12 protein-coding genes and 1 pseudogene are annotated in these 14,564 nt (G+C 51.7%); 4 read left to right on the plus strand and 9 right to left on the minus strand.

Translation table 11 applies throughout. The features are described from left to right. The 3 genes and pseudogenes from V3O24_RS00990 to V3O24_RS01000 form a co-directional block, all read right to left on the minus strand. A pseudogene (locus V3O24_RS00990) lies at nt 1-457 on the minus strand (energy transducer TonB); the annotation flags it as partial. A gap of 19 nt (nt 458-476) precedes the next feature. Beyond that, complete coding sequence (locus tag V3O24_RS00995; RefSeq protein WP_104425479.1) at nt 477-743, minus strand: hypothetical protein; 267 nt, start codon at nt 741-743, stop codon at nt 477-479. 567 nt (nt 744-1,310) lie between these two features. Then, nucleotides 1,311-3,887 (minus strand): TonB-dependent receptor, encoded by a 2,577-nt coding sequence (locus V3O24_RS01000; protein WP_331305765.1) that lies wholly within the window; start codon nt 3,885-3,887, stop codon nt 1,311-1,313. A 159-nt stretch (nt 3,888-4,046) separates the two neighbouring features. Here V3O24_RS01000 and V3O24_RS01005 point away from each other — a divergent pair, with 159 nt between their 5' ends. Then, complete coding sequence (locus V3O24_RS01005; RefSeq protein WP_331305766.1) at nt 4,047-4,367, plus strand: coiled-coil domain-containing protein; 321 nt, start codon at nt 4,047-4,049, stop codon at nt 4,365-4,367. A gap of 57 nt (nt 4,368-4,424) precedes the next feature. Here the strand turns inward: V3O24_RS01005 and V3O24_RS01010 are convergent, their stop codons facing one another. The 5 genes from V3O24_RS01010 to V3O24_RS01030 form a co-directional block, all read right to left on the minus strand. Further along, nucleotides 4,425-5,387 carry a FecR family protein gene (locus V3O24_RS01010; RefSeq protein ID WP_331305767.1) on the minus strand — a complete coding sequence of 321 codons (963 nt, stop codon included), beginning with the start codon at nt 5,385-5,387 and terminating at the stop codon, nt 4,425-4,427. 72 nt (nt 5,388-5,459) lie between these two features. Continuing rightward, nucleotides 5,460-5,966, minus strand: coding sequence for an RNA polymerase sigma factor (locus V3O24_RS01015; RefSeq protein WP_331305768.1), 507 nt, complete (start codon nt 5,964-5,966; stop codon nt 5,460-5,462). Nucleotides 5,967-6,217: 251 nt separating this feature from the next. Next, nucleotides 6,218-7,459, minus strand: coding sequence for a PepSY-associated TM helix domain-containing protein (locus V3O24_RS01020; RefSeq protein WP_331305769.1), 1,242 nt, complete (start codon nt 7,457-7,459; stop codon nt 6,218-6,220). A 226-nt stretch (nt 7,460-7,685) separates the two neighbouring features. Continuing rightward, on the minus strand, nt 7,686-8,552 hold the full coding sequence (locus V3O24_RS01025) for a DJ-1/PfpI family protein (protein WP_331305770.1): 867 nt from the start codon (nt 8,550-8,552) through the stop codon (nt 7,686-7,688). Between the two features lie 10 nt (nt 8,553-8,562). Continuing rightward, nucleotides 8,563-10,941 (minus strand): TonB-dependent receptor, encoded by a 2,379-nt coding sequence (locus V3O24_RS01030; protein WP_331305771.1) that lies wholly within the window; start codon nt 10,939-10,941, stop codon nt 8,563-8,565. Nucleotides 10,942-11,371: 430 nt separating this feature from the next. Between V3O24_RS01030 and V3O24_RS01035 the strand changes: the two genes are divergently transcribed. The 3 genes from V3O24_RS01035 to V3O24_RS01045 all read left to right on the plus strand — a co-directional run bounded on the left by V3O24_RS01035 (nt 11,372) and on the right by V3O24_RS01045 (nt 13,900). Further along, nucleotides 11,372-11,890, plus strand: a complete 519-nt coding sequence (locus tag V3O24_RS01035; RefSeq protein WP_104425486.1) for an RNA polymerase sigma factor — start codon at nt 11,372-11,374, stop codon at nt 11,888-11,890. Nucleotides 11,891-11,963: 73 nt separating this feature from the next. Then, a complete protein-coding gene (locus tag V3O24_RS01040) occupies nt 11,964-12,953 on the plus strand; it encodes a FecR family protein (RefSeq protein WP_331305772.1) in 990 nt (329 codons plus the stop codon). 50 nt (nt 12,954-13,003) lie between these two features. Further along, nucleotides 13,004-13,900 (plus strand): TonB family protein, encoded by an 897-nt coding sequence (locus tag V3O24_RS01045; protein ID WP_331305773.1) that lies wholly within the window; start codon nt 13,004-13,006, stop codon nt 13,898-13,900. A 385-nt stretch (nt 13,901-14,285) separates the two neighbouring features. On the opposite strand, the gene V3O24_RS01050 is transcribed toward V3O24_RS01045, so the two are convergent. Further along, nucleotides 14,286-14,564 (minus strand): TonB-dependent receptor (locus V3O24_RS01050; RefSeq protein WP_331305774.1); only part of this gene is annotated, 279 nt, incomplete at its 5' end.

Here is a 14,564-nt window from a genome sequence, read left to right on the forward strand (position 1 = left end):
CGGCGCTTGCCGCTACCGGCGGCGCACTGGATGGCGCGGGCAGCGTTGACTCGGACATCGGCAACGGTTTCGGCAGCTCCGCCTGTTTGCGGACGACCGGTTCTTTTTTCTTGACCGGCGGCTTCTTAACCGGCGGTTTTTTCGGTTCTTCCGGCTTGGGTTGCGCAACCGGCTGCGCCGCGGGCTGTTGGCTTGGCGCTGCAACCAGCGACACTTCCATGATCATCGGTTTGGCCTGGGTCACGGGTTCGGCGGGTTGCAGCATCCAGAGCCCCGCCCACAGATGTAGCGACAGCACTAAAGTTAACAGCAATCCGCCCATCGACTGCGGTTTTTCCTGACCGGTCAAGGTTTTAAACAGTGGGTGAGTTTTTTGCATGGTCGGCACCGCAACGCCGCCCAAAGACGTTAACGCCCGAGCGGCCAGACCGTCTTTGTCGTTTCTGAATAAATACATAGGGAATGTTGTCTGCTTATCAAAGCACATGCTCGGGCGAACGGCTCAGCATCGCCATCAAACGCTCCAGTTTTTGATCGACTTTGGCCACATAGTCTTTCAGCTGAACCAGTTCAACTTGCAGGTCTTGAGTATTTTCATGAACATGCTGAAAATGCACCTGAAAATAGCGGGGCAGAGGAAACAAATCGATTAAGTCATCATCCGCCTTGATAGTTCGATTTTTAGGTGTCTTTGCGGGGGACTTTACCCCCTTGGATTCTTGTACCAGTTTTAACGTTTTCATATCGCTTTCCTCATTTCGTTAGTTATCTCTGCATCAGTCTTTGGATAATAAAGCGCCATAAATCCTCGCCGGGATTATCTTCCACGGATAAACAAAGTTATCTTTGCAAGTCAGTCTTCAATCATATGATCGCGTTAAAAAAACCGTCCCTGGATAGGTATCGTAGTTGATACAAAATGAGGAAGACAAAGAAGCCCGGAATTTGCGGCGTTTAACCAAACAAGCCGCTTTCAGGCGAAAAACAACAAATTACGAGCTTCTACTGTAAGACGTTTCAGCCACAAGAAATCCTCACCTGAAAGATAAAAAAAATCATAACTAATCAACAGGCGACTGGCCGGCAACTTCTCATTATTCAGAAGGGACTGTGTATTCACCGCGAACTCGGTAATGGCAATCAGGCAAAGGACATAAAAAATCCCCGCTCGAAAGGTCCGGGCGGGGATCAAGTTCAAGGTTCCGTTTAGGCGAATTGTCTAACGGCGAATCCGACCTACGGCTCTAATCACGCCATATAAGATTGATTTTCAAGACGGTGTCTACGGTTCTTTGGAATTGAAGGTATCTTTAATACGTTAGAGTAAAACCGACAGAAACCGAACGCCCCATGCCGGGGAGGTTGCGGTTGTTTCTATAAGGCCAGTCAGCAGCGGTAATACTCATTGCATAGTAGTCGCCTGCGTTAACGCCAGCCAGCGGATGATAGTACTGCTTGTCCAATACGTTATCCAAACCGACATCGATGCTCAGGTTTTTATAGGTGTAGCCGGTTTTAGCGTTTAACAATAGGTAGGACGGTGTAGTCAACTCATTACGGATTTGCTGAACATCGCTTTTACGATCGACAAACTGCATTTCAACAGCGCTGCTCCAGCCTCCTTTTTTATGATCCAGACTCAACTTGGCGTTGAACGGCATCATGTGATAAAGATTGCCGCCATCCATGCGCTCGCCGCGGACATAACCTAACACTGTGTGAGTAGCGAATTCGCCTAGCGTCTGATCTTTAAATAAATGAGTTCTGGCGCTTAAATCCGCGCCCCACAGTCTTGCATCATGATTGCCGTGGCTCAAGAAATAAAACCCATTGTCTCGGTGTTGTCCTGGTGTAGCAGCATCGCCTGGCTGCCCGTAATAGCCAAAACCTAACGCACTGTTGCAGATTGGATTGTCCGGCCCGCATCTGTCAGCATCAATGAAATTTTCAACATAACTGAAATAAGGTGTTGCCTTGATTTCCCAATTGTCATTGTCGGCATCGTGAAATGCCGCTGTGAAGCTGATGTTATGTGCGGTTTCCGGTTCCAGATTTATGTTTCCCACGTAGCCGTTACCGTCGCCGAATGCGCCGATCATGCTCATAGCCATAAAATTGGTACTCCAGGGATAGAGTTCATATATTCCCGGAGCCCGGTTTTTACGCGCATAGCCAAATTCATATTGGCTGGATTTGTCAGGGGTAAATTGCATTGATGCGCTGACATCGAAAGTATCAAAATCCCGTTCATGGTCTTTGGCATTGAACGCCGCCGCTTCCTTGACAGTCCGGCCGGTGGGAGAAAGCACAGGATCTTGATAGGGCTGGACATTTCCGGTATCGGACATTGTATGGTCATAACGAATGCCTAACATGGACTTCCATTCCGGCGACCAGTTGGCTTCCCATTCAGCGAAAGTACCCAGTCTGTCTCGAGAGGCATTATTCAGGTTTACGAATGAATTCGGCCACATGCCGCCTATTGCCGTTCTGGGCGCCCCGGCATAGGGAGATACCGGTGACCACCATTCGTCCAGTGAATTCAAGTGTAATTCGTTGCCGACTCTGAAGGTGTCGCGTTGACCGAACGGGATTTCAGCTTGAACCTTATATCCTAAATTACGGCCCCTGACATCCATAGGCATTATTGCATGACCGGCGGTATAGGGTCTGTCTGCTGTGTGGTATAGCGGGAACAATTTATCATGGCCAATATCCATAAAATGGGTGGTATTTTCCAGGTAGAGTTTGCCATCCAGCTTACCCCAGTCGTAATCGCCCTTGTAATGGATGTTGCCGAAGATGCTGTCGTTCTTTAGCATATCCATACGCGCGGTGGGAAAACCTTGAAAAGGGATGTGTTGTTGACCGCCTTTAATTTCCAGCAAATGATTGTCGAATTTGAAAGCTAATTTAGCGGCGTGATTTTGGTTTTCATACGCAGTCGATTTGATGATGTCATCATTACCGTCCCTGTAATTCATGCTTTGGCTGTGTGCGCCGGTGTAATCCAGCCGCACATGCTCATTGGCGACGCCCGCAGCTATACTGCCGCCAAACGCGTCGCCGTTGCTGCGGTAAAAGCCGGACAGTTTGCCGTCTAACAGCAGGCCTTTACCGGACTCGGCAAACACGGGATCGGGCGATTGAACAACAATGGTGCCGCCTATGCTGTCGCCACCCATGCTAACCGGGGTGACGCCTTGCAATACCTCAATTTTGCCGACATTCGTGCGGTCAATATAGGACAAAGGGGGATTCATGTGGTTGGCGCAGGCCGAAGTAATCGTCATACCGTCAATTTCCACTTTTACGCGCTCGTCACTCAGGCCGCGAATGATGGGCAGTGAAGAAACACCGCCGTTCGCCTGGACAGTCACGCCGGGAATATCTTCCAGCAACCGGGCTGTGTCTTGTACTTGCGCCTGCCGTTGAAGCAACTGAGAACCCGCTATCGTTGTTTGACTTAAAGCCCTGTACGATGCGGCCTTGCCCGTCACCGTCACCTTGTCCAAAGTCGCCACCTTATCCGGCGGCACCGTAGGCATCTTTTCCAGCGTCACGGTGCGGCTGCCGACCATCCGGTAACTCAAACCGCTATTTCCCAGCAACTGTTGCAGTGCGGCTTCCAGGCTGTATTTTCCGCTCAGGCCTTTGCTTTGCAAGCCTTCGGCAATCGCCGTGTCATAGACCAGTTGCAGGCCGCCGGTTTCCGCCAGCTTGTTCAGCGCAGTCGCCAACGATCCTGCGGGAATGTTGTATTGCTGGTTATCGGCCAGCGCGATGCCGGATATGCAAAGCGCGCACACCGCACCAAGCAATGCCGCAGATATAGGGTTGGCAAGGCGACGGCGCTTACCGAATGCTGTTGATTTTTCCAATGTCATGAATATCCCTCGATACTGTTGTTTTGTGAATAACCGCTAATGTGACGCATGGACTGGGCAAAACAGGAGGTGAGAGAAGCAAGTTTTTTTTGCAATGTCGTAAGACTGTTATTCAAGAGCCAATGCCTGCTAAACTAGCGGAAAAGCAGAGGATTACCCATGTCAACCATTACATTCGATACGCACGAGTTTATCAAGGAACTGAAAAGCGTCGGGTTTAGCGAAGAGCAGGCCGAAATTTTTACCAAGTTGCAAAAGGCAGCGGTAGCTTCGACGCTTGAGCAGGCACGGCATGATTATGATCTTAATAATCTAGTCACCAACCAATCGCTTGATAATCGGCTTAGAGAGTCTGAATTAAAAAGCGAGGCCAAACTGGCCGAAACCAAAAGCGAACTCATACGCTGGATTGTCAGTGTCGGCCTGTTGCAAACAGCACTGATTACGGCATTACTGATCAAATTGAGCTCGATTGTTTAAATATGTAATCCACACCCAGCCGTATAGTTGGGTGTTCTTCGTGTCCGTTCCTAATGACTAGCGATGCAGCAAAATCAAATAATCGTTGATTCTGGTAGAATGCAATTGCAGGGAGCTTTCCAGTGCGCTGAGCACAGCCAGCGGCTGATCGGTGCGGAACACGCCGTTGACGCGCCGCTGGGCAATGCTGTCATCCGTAACCAGCAGATAGCCGTGATAATAACGGTTAAGCTCGGCAATCACCTCACCCAGCGGCTGATCCTGAAACACCAGCTTGCCGCGCCGCCAGGCGGTCACCGTCCGGCTATCGGCCGCTTTAACGCCGCCCAGCTTTGCTTGCTGGTCGTAAACAAGCTGCTGGCCTTCGCTGACCAGCGCATGCTGCGCCTGACCGTCAGCTTGCTCAACATCGACTGCAACACTGTGTTCGGTAACGCTGACTTCGGTTTGGCTGCGCTGCAAGCGGATATTAAAGGCAGTACCCAGTGCGGTAACGGTACCGTGTTCGGCATGCACCTGAAAAGGCCGGGTCGGATCGGGACTGACTTCAAACCAGGCTTCGCCCTGTAGCAGAGTCAGTTGCCGCCGGTTGCCGTCGATATTTACCGTCAACGCGCTATTGCTGTTGAGGTGTACGATGGAACCGTCTCTCAAACGGATGTCGCGCATTTCGCCGTATCCGGTATGGAAGTCGGCGCGCAACAACATCGGTAACGGGCTGAACAGCCACAATGTCAGACAACATATTGCCAAAGCCGGCGCAGCCCATAAGTTACGAAACCACGGTGTTTTAGGCGCAATGATCTCGGGTTTGGCAATCCGTTGTTTAACTGCATCCAGCTCGTTCCATAACGCACAAATTGCATCAAAAGCCTGCCGGTGTTTCGGATCGGCAGCCAGCCAGCGTGCAAATTCGTCACGTTCCCCTGCGCTGACTTGATCGCTATCCAGCCTGACCCACCAGGTATTGGCGGCCGCTTTGATCGCGACGTCATCGGTAGCGCTTGTTGTTGATTTCATCTGAGCTGATCCAGGATTTAAGCGGCTGCTATTATAAGACGTATGGTTCTATAAAAACAGGAGCTTGTCCGGTTACAGATCGTCAAGTTGCTGCAACTTCTGCATGGCGTTGCGTAAATGCTTTTCTACCATGTTGCGGGATATACCCAGACGTTCGGCGATTTCGGCATGGCTCAGATCCTCAATCTTTCGCAACACAAATACTATCCGGCATTTGGGCGGCAGCTGGTTTACAGCCTCGGCCAGCGTATCCAGACGCTGGTGTCCCGCAATAATTTGCTCGGGATCAATGCCGTTGCTGGACTGTAGCGCCTCACTGAGAAAATCGATGTTATCGACATAGTGATCACGGACTTTGTAGCGGCGCTCATGGTCGGTCGCCAAATTGGCCGCGATACGGTGCATCAGGGCGCGGGGATTTTCCGCTTGCTGCCAAAGGTTGCCCGTCATCATGCGTTGATAAGTTTCCTGAACGATATCGGCAGCCGTTTCAATGCAGCCGCAACGCCTGTACATTACGCGGCGCAATTCCTGGTCGTAGGCCTTAATAAGTTGGGTGATGGCGGCAACGTGGCTCATAGTGGAAAGAAGACAGTTAGGCTTTTTGCAATCAAACCTAGAAGCAAGCTTTATGCCAGCACCCTTGAAGCCGCAGCAGACATGGCTTAAGACCATCCACCGCATTGACTAAACCTGACTCAGTGCGTGATATATCCTAGTCACTGCGGCATATCACACAGTTTTGGATCAGGATGTTCCCACGGTATTTTGCAACACCGGGATAGTAGAAAGCCAACCCGCATCAATACTATCCTGGCGGCATACTCAGCTCAATCGATATGGCGACTCAATTTAGCCCGGCGTTTTTGCAGCCAGCGGATCAGGCCGGTAATAAACAACGCGGGACAAGCCAGACCGGATAAAAACACTAAAATCCGCCCGGTCCAACCGAAAGCCTTGCCGCTGTGTAACGGCCATTGCCAGTCGACAAAGGTTTGCCCGAAGGTAGCGCGGGTGCTGGGGTCTCGTACTTCCAAAATCGCACCGTTGTATTGATCGACAACGACTTGCCGCTCCGACCAAAAACGGCTGAGTTCCGGCACGTCGATCATCTTGATTCGATAAACGCCGGTTTCGCCGCCCGGAGGACTCAGCCAATCGACTCGGCCTTCAGGATAACGGCTTTGAACAATACTTAAGGCCTGCGCCAAATCAATCGGCTTTTTACCTACTATCGGCAATGAATGCGGGCTGTCCATAAACCCCTGGGTGCCGGGCGACAGCTGCTTGACCAGCGTCATAAACTGGCTGGGCAAATTCATGTAAACGCCTGAAAGCAGCACTGCGAATAAAATCGGGAATGTGTAAAACCCAGAGGCCTGATGCAAATCATGATTAAAGCGCTCGACACTGGCGCGGCGTTTAATGCTCAGGACGCGTCGCCAGTTCCCCGTTAACGGCCACCACACAATCAGGCCCGTCAACACCGAAAACAACAAGATGACGCCGATGATGCCGATGATAATGCCGCCTGTTTCTCCAGACAGCAACGCAAAATGCAGTCGGAAAACAAACGGAATCAATGCGCGGGGAAAAATATCCTCAGCCTTCTTGATCAAATGCTTACCCAGCACTTGCGCGGTATAAGGATCGACATGCACCTGCCATTCCTCTTTCCCATCGGCAACGGCGCTTGGGATAATAAAACCGAACTTATACGAAGCCGTAGTATCGGCAGGATAATCGACAAAGCCCAATTTTGCCTGTGGCGGCATGGCGGCGACAGCGGCGGCATGGATTTCGGCCAGGGAACGATAAGACGATTCGCCTTGCGCCGGTGCTTGCACGGTTCTTAAATCGGCGTTCAAGACATTATCGATTTCTTCGTAAAACACCAGAATACTGCCGGTGATGCCTAACACCGCCAGGAAAAACCCCAACAGCAAGCCCAACCATAAATGCACGCTTAGCCAAAGTTTCCGGCGTTTTTTTAATCGCGTCAGGCGTTGCTGCCCGGCATCCGGGCCGTTTAATGCCTCACCGTGCGCTAAATCAGTCGAAAATCGCTTCATGTTCTCCCCGGACATTAAATCAAGCTGATGAACGTTGCTGCAACAACGAACAAAAAGAGTGTTATTTAATAGACGTTTGAAGATATAAAAATCCACACCTTTAAATTGAAATTAATCTCTCCGAACCGGATGGGGCATGAGAGTAATGCCGGGCATGCAATCAGTCACGTTTAGACAAAATGTGGGGCTTCCGCTAAACAGCGCGATAAACCTCGTGGCGGAATCATTAAATTGCCAGCCTGAACTTTTCGACCAGCGGTGAAAATATACCTTTAATGTTGTCTCTAACAAAGGGTTCGGCTTTTTCAGGCGAACCCGAATCATAAGGCGGGACGGGATCGTACTCCGCCTGAAGCTGGATCGCCTCGGCATAGGTTTTTCCGCGCAGGGCGGCAACAATTTGCAATCCGAAATCAATGCCCGCGGTTACGCCGCCGCCGGTAATCAATTTGCCGTCCCAGACCACCCGCTGTTTTACCGGTATGGCGCCGAATTCCGGCAACAGCTCCAGCATAGTCCAATGAGAAGTGGCTTTTTTCCCTTTCAATAAACCGGCCTTGCCCAGCAGCAAACTGCCGGTGCAAACGCTGGTCACGTAGGAGGAAGAAGCCGCCCTGCGGGCTATGAAGTCGATCAATTTAGCGTTCTTCATCGCCTCAAGCGTGCCATTGGCCCCACCGGGAACAAAGAAAATATCCAGGGTTTCGGGGCATTCGCTTCGGGTGTGGGTCGGCACAATCGCCAAACCCTCGCCACTGGTCACCGGCTTCAGGTCATCGGCCGGAGAAATCAAATAAATCTTTGCCCCCATCATCGAGGCAAACAGGTATTGAGGGCCTACCAGATCCAATGCGGCAAAGCCGGGGTATAAGAGCATCGCAATATGTTCCTCGCCCATCATCTTAAAATCGTCCCCGTTAAGCCCCATAAACGCTTCGTGGGCTTGGCGGGACATTGCCTCCGCCTCAGCCTTACTTAAATGAGCGGGTGCTGTTGGCGATGCTTGCAGTTTGGCAAGCGATTGGCAGGCCGGGAGCAAGGGCGCAAGGCCGCCGCCCAATAAGGCCAGTTTAGTAAATTGACGGCGATCCATAGCAAACTCCTTAAAATTTCACAGATCCGGTGACATAGGCGGATGTACCCTCTGAAGGAATGACATGGCCTCCCAAATAGCCGTAGGGTTGGAAATAATGGTTATCGGTCAGGTTTTTTACCGTCGCCGCCACTTTGAAACGCTGATATTCATAAGCAATGCTGGCATCGAAACTATGGTAGCCGTCGCTGCTGAAGGTATTATTGTTGGACAACTGCGCCCGGCCTTGCGCATAAAGCCCACCGCCAATACTCAAGCCTTTGATCACCGGTTGTTGAAAGCGGTAGTTGACCCACAGCCGGCCGGAATCTTCCGGCACCAAGGCCAGCTTGTTGCCTTCGGGAACGCCGGCTAAATTGTCGGTGAACCGGGCATCGGTATGCGCATAGTTGGCAAGAATGCTCAGCGCGTCGGTTGCTTGCCAGGTCATGTCGGTTTCAATGCCGCGCGAACGCTGTTGTCCCGCGGCTTTTGAACGGCGTTGCAAATCGGCGGTGTCGGTTACCGCGACATTGCTGCGCTCGATTTGATAGCCGGCTATCTGTCCGCTCAGTTGATGCGCGATATTGAATTTAAGTCCGCCTTCAATGGTTGTCGATTCTTCCGGTTGAGGAGCGCCGACAAAATTGACAAAAGGCTGGCCGCGCATTCCTTCGCTGTAGTTGACAAACAAAGAATATTCGTCAGTCAGGTCGAAAACGCCGCCTGCGCGGGGCAAAAACTTGGTTTTGCCGCCGCTCGAATCGACACCCTGCAAGGTGCTGTAATCGATGCCGACATGAGCGACCCTGACGCTGGTTAATAAATGCAGCCGGTTATAAATGGTGCTTTGCAATTGGGTATAACCGCCGTAAGTGGTGTTTTTGACGAACATGTTGTCGATGCCCGCGCCTGCCGGGCCATAAGGCGTATTAAACCTAGGATTGCTCAGGTCAACGCTGCCTGCCGCGGTATAATCCATAAAGCCCCTGTCGTCTAAATCGCTATGGTCGGCGCCGATTAACACGGTGTTTTTAGTGGGGCCGGCATTAAACTTTGCTGTTGCGTTGCCTAAAAAGCTCCACTCCTCTTGTTTTTGGCGCAACTCGGTGTTGTACAAGAGCCAGGTGTTGACGAAAAACGGCCGATCGGCGGCAAATCCGTCTCCACCGTAGATCTCTTTGAGTTTCTCGTTAAATTCAGCTTGCGAATAGCGGGCTTTCAGATTCAATGACCAAATATCGTTAAACTTGTGATCGAAGTTTCCCCAAACGGCATTGGATTCGCTATGGCTGTCAGGCATATCGGCAGGCCCTAAAAAGGTCGTGCGGGGAATCGAAAAGTTACCCGCTATCGTGCCGGTGGCAGGCAAGCCAGGGTATTCCGGTTGATCCCATTTCGACACCTTGCCGTGCAAGGTCAAACTCGTCGTATCGTTGTTAGTAAAGGTCAATGTCGGGTTGAGGTTATAACGTTGGGTATTTATGGTGTCCAGGTAACTGCCTGCATTGGTGTACTCGCCGGTAAAGCGGGCCAGGATATTTTTAGTCAGCGGCTGGTTTATGTCGACATAAGGCTGGTAATAACTGTTGGTGCCGACTTTAAAACCCAACTCACGAGAGGCAACGGCTTGGGGCAGCTTGGAAACGATACTGACCAAGCCGCCGACAGGGGAGCCGGAGCCGCCGCTGTAGAGGATGCCGTTAGTGCCTTTCAAGACTTCGAGTCGCTCAATATTAACCGTACTTTCCCGGTCGCCCGGATTACGATATTGGGTAAACCCGTCAACCAGTTGTTCGGCTGCAAAACCGCGAATCAGGGTCATATCGCTGGCGGGCGTAAAGGCGGGCGTATTGGGAACCACGCCGCTGACATTGCGCAGGCTTTCACTGACCGTGATGTTTTGCTGATCGTCGATCAACGACCGCTTGATCACCTGAATGGATTGCGGCGTTTCCATGATCGGCGTGTCGGTTTTGGTCGAAGCGCTGGAGTGGGTGGCCCTGTAAGACCTTGGATCATCCCCCGCTTTTCCGGTTACGGTCACCGGTTTCAACGTGGTCGGATCGGCCTTGTTGAGTTTTTCCGGCACAGGCTTAGACTCGACGATAGCTGTATTGTTATCGACAATGCGGTAAACCAAGCCGGAATTTTTCAATAGATTATTCAGGCCCTGACCGACCGACAGCTTTTCGTGCAGCGCCGGCGACTGGAGGCCTCGGGTTAAATCGGCGTTGAACACCAGTTTGATATTGGACTGATCGGCAAATTCGGTCAGGGCCTCATTTAAGGTTCCTGCCGGTATTGCATAAGCGTGAACGGCCTCTTGCAGGTTTTCCGCGGCGACCGAATGACTTACGAGGGTTAAAGCCAGTGCCGTTAAGGCATAGGGTAGGGTTGTTTTTTTCACGAAGGCTCCTGAGTAATGAGTGACGATGCCGCAATCGGCGTTACTTAAACAGAAGACGTATCAGTTAAAAAATCAGGAACCCGGCCGTCATTTTTTTATGCCTATCGGCTACAACTTAAGATAGGGCAAATCAGGAATACAGGCTTCGCCTGTTCGCAAGCGGAGCTTGCACTCCGCATGTCATCGATTATTCACACTATCCCGCCTTAAGCTGCTCCCCGCGAGCCGGCAGCCCGGACATCGGCCGACAATCAATATAGAGTGCGGCATATCGCACATTTAAATAGGTTATATGCCCTACTTTAGATGTTAGTGTTTTTATTACTTTGTTTTTTATCATATTTTTTCTGGCATCAGAATTGCTTTGTTAGACAAAAAATGTTATCGGATTTACGTCGTCTAACACCCGTTCCTGCCTCAAAACATTGATATGATTTCTACGATTGAAACATTCGGCCATTTCTTTTTGGAAACCCGGGAAGATTTGATCCGCTTTTTTCTGCGCCGCTTGAGTTGTCCCGCCACGGCGGCCGACTTGGCCCAGGAGACTTATTTGCGCGTCCATGCCTGCGAACAGCGCGCACCGACCCAAAACCGCCGGGCGCTGGCGTTTTCTATTGCCGGCAATCTGGTCGTGGATCATGTCCGCAAGGAACGCGTCCGCGCCAACTATGCGCCCAGCCAGAGTGACGATGTCGATTTCCTGGAGCTTGTTCCCTGCAATGATCCCGGTTCCGAACACAGGGCGATGGTTTGGCAGGATCTGGAGCAGGTGCAGGCGGCGCTGGAGGAGTTGCCGGAAGACTGCCGCGCCGCGCTGTATCTGAGTGCGGTCGAGGGCTTGACCTATGCGCAGATCGGCGAGTGTTTGGGCGTGTCGGAACGGATGGTCGGCAAGCGTATCGCCAGAACGCTGAAGCATTGCCGGGCTCGCCGCGATGAACGTTGAGCGCGGAAATGGTTTATTTCCGCGTTGCCTTGATTTATCTTTATTATTCCTTCCCTCTAAAGAACCCTTATTGATGACTATCGAGTCCCAAAATTCAGGCGAGACGCTGGCCGATCAGGCTATCGATTGGCTGGTGCTGCTGCGCTCAGGATCGGTGAGTGCCAAAACGCGGAGCGAATTCGAGCATTGGCTGCAACAGGACAGCGCTCACTTGGCGGCATTTGCGGATGCGGAGGCCTTGTGGGGTACAGCCGCCAAAGTACTGAAGGAAACCCAGAGCGTCAACCTGCCTCCGCAACGGCTGGATACGGTACGCAAAATCAGGCCTGTCCGGCGGATCGCATGGAATCGGGGATTGGCAACGGCGGCGTCTTTACTATTGGGTGTTTGGATGGCATGGACACCACTGACCGATTGGATGTTTGGCGATTATTCGACGGCTGTCGGCGAACAAAAAGAGCTTGTGCTGGCTGACGGCAGTTCGGTTTTTTTAAACACCGATACCGCCATTTCCCTGGATTGGAGCGCCGACAAAAGGCGGGTTGTGTTGTTGAAAGGCCAAGCTGAATTTACGGTTGCCAAGGATATAAGCCGTCCGTTCGAGGTCGTGGCCGGAAATACGACGGTTCGCGCGTTGGGGACGGTGTTTGAAGTATTCGAACAAGCGTCCGGCGCGGTCGATGTGACGGTCAGCGAGCATGCCGTCGGCGTGAGCCTGCACGATAGACCTGACGCGGAACCGGTACGGGTCGAGGAAGGCGAGCGTCTGCGTTATGCCGGACACGGCGAGTTAAACCGGGCCGAACCGGTCAATCTTAACCAGATTAACGCTTGGCAACGCGGCAAGCTTATTTTCCGGGATCAGCCGCTGGCCGAGGTCGTTGCCGAGCTGAATCGTTATGCCAAGGCGAAGATTGTGCTGAAGGGCGGCGATATTAAGCAGTTGCGCGTCAGCGGCGTGTTTCCGCTTGACGATGCGGCGGTGTTGGCTGCGTTGCAGAAAGCGTTTCCTATCCGCTCCACGCAGTTAGGCCCTTGGCTGATTATTCTGCATTCCCGATAAACCGGATTGTTACCACAGCGCAGTATTTTTTCTTAAAAAACAGCATCCTTATGCGACTTTTTCAACAGATAAAATTCCAATTTGCCAATCAACAGGGCTTGATTCAACCGTCCTGCTTTCATGAGTCGGGTCGTCCCGCCACCAATAACGCGGAAAAGCGGCAACATAATTTACCGTCGATTGAGGGAGGTTGGTTCGATAACATATCAGCGTCATCGGACGGCAATTTAACGGAAAGCGTTAGCCGGCGGTCGAACGGGCTGTTTGGCAAACGGCTTACCAAACAACGAACGCTCAAGATGCTGGTCTTAAGCTCAATCTTTGTCGTGTTGCTGCATGGCCTTGGCTTGATATGGCTCTCTGCCGAACAGACAGCCCCGGCCCAGCCCAACGTGATGGAAATTACGATCATTCCTGTTTCGGCCCCTAAGCCCAAAGTCGCTCCGCCGCCACCTCCCCCACCGGCTTCCGCTAAAACAAAGCCGCTCCCGAAAAAAAAGCAACCCAAGCCGACGCTTAAGAAAACGCCCGTCGTGCAGGAACCGGCCGAATTTGCACCGAAGCAACAAGTTTTTGACGCGCAACCCGTCGCACAAAACACGATCGCGGCAACAACGGCTGACATAGCGCCGCCGACTAAAATCGAGCCCTTTATCGAAGCCGATATGAACGCCGACTATGCGGAAAATCCCAAGCCCGACTATCCCTCACTGGCAAGAAGCATGGGCTGGCAAGGCACAGTGACGCTAAAGGTCCAAGTCTCCGAAGAAGGGCTAAGCGCCGCAGTAGAAATCGAGCGCGGCAGCGGGTATGAAATACTTGACGAATCGGCGATTGAAGCCATCAGACAATGGCGGTTCACACCGGCCAGACGCGGTGAAACGCCTATAGCCAGCACGGTCATCGTGCCGGTTATTTTTACCTTACAAGATCGAAATCAGTCGTGATTAAGCCCTAGTACTCAGTCATTCTTGTTTTGTCAGGTAAAATCCTGAGCTTGCGAAGGATGAGCGGATTTACGCTGAGTTGAACGGTTTTTACTCGACAGATCAATGCTGACTGAGTACTAGATGACATTCGGCATGTGCGTAGTGTTATGCTTTTTACAATCAGCATGACCGTGACATACATGAGGAAATGTGTATGGGGTTAGCATTACATGTTGCCCCATCCGAAACGTTTTTAAATACAACTGCTTTGCTCATGCATCGTAAAAACGTTAGGGACGGAGTTGCATCCCGTCCCGCTTGGCGGTGGTTAAATCTTAAATCCCTCACCTTCTGAGAAATCGGGAGTGTCGGACATAAAAAGCATGCCCGACCGCAGATCCAATTAAAACTCCACCTTAACCGAGCCCATGAACGTGCGCGGCGAACCGGGGTTTATGAAAGTGTTGCTATTACTGGTGGACACGTAATATTGATGATCCAATAAGTTCTCCACATTAAATTGCAGCGTGGTTTTTGCTTTCGCTATCGGTAGCTTGTATTTGACCAACGCGTCTAACCTGCCATAACCCGGCAATTCAAACGTGTTGGCGGCGTCGCCCTCTCTCTGACTCTGAAAATAAACGCCGGCCCCCATACTCAAGCCCCGCACAGCCGCCTGTTG

Source organism: Methylobacter sp. Wu8, assembly GCF_036440755.1.
Classification (GTDB): Bacteria; Pseudomonadota; Gammaproteobacteria; order Methylococcales; family Methylomonadaceae; genus Methylobacter_A; species Methylobacter_A tundripaludum_A.

What these genes read in the sequence shown, in the direction of transcription:
- V3O24_RS00995 (WP_104425479.1), bottom strand. Translation starts at nt 743, where the DNA reads ATGAAAACGTTAAAACTGGTACAAGAATCCAAGGGGGTAAAGTCCCCC.
- V3O24_RS01015 (WP_331305768.1), bottom strand. Translation starts at nt 5,966, where the DNA reads ATGAGCCACGTTGCCGCCATCACCCAACTTATTAAGGCCTACGACCAG.
- V3O24_RS01045 (WP_331305773.1), top strand. Translation starts at nt 13,004, where the DNA reads ATGCGACTTTTTCAACAGATAAAATTCCAATTTGCCAATCAACAGGGC.
- V3O24_RS01010 (WP_331305767.1), bottom strand. Translation starts at nt 5,387, where the DNA reads ATGAAATCAACAACAAGCGCTACCGATGACGTCGCGATCAAAGCGGCC.
- V3O24_RS01020 (WP_331305769.1), bottom strand. Translation starts at nt 7,459, where the DNA reads ATGAAGCGATTTTCGACTGATTTAGCGCACGGTGAGGCATTAAACGGC.
- V3O24_RS01000 (WP_331305765.1), bottom strand. Translation starts at nt 3,887, where the DNA reads ATGACATTGGAAAAATCAACAGCATTCGGTAAGCGCCGTCGCCTTGCC.
- V3O24_RS01035 (WP_104425486.1), top strand. Translation starts at nt 11,372, where the DNA reads ATGATTTCTACGATTGAAACATTCGGCCATTTCTTTTTGGAAACCCGG.
- V3O24_RS01005 (WP_331305766.1), top strand. Translation starts at nt 4,047, where the DNA reads ATGTCAACCATTACATTCGATACGCACGAGTTTATCAAGGAACTGAAA.
- V3O24_RS01025 (WP_331305770.1), bottom strand. Translation starts at nt 8,552, where the DNA reads ATGGATCGCCGTCAATTTACTAAACTGGCCTTATTGGGCGGCGGCCTT.
- V3O24_RS01040 (WP_331305772.1), top strand. Translation starts at nt 11,964, where the DNA reads ATGACTATCGAGTCCCAAAATTCAGGCGAGACGCTGGCCGATCAGGCT.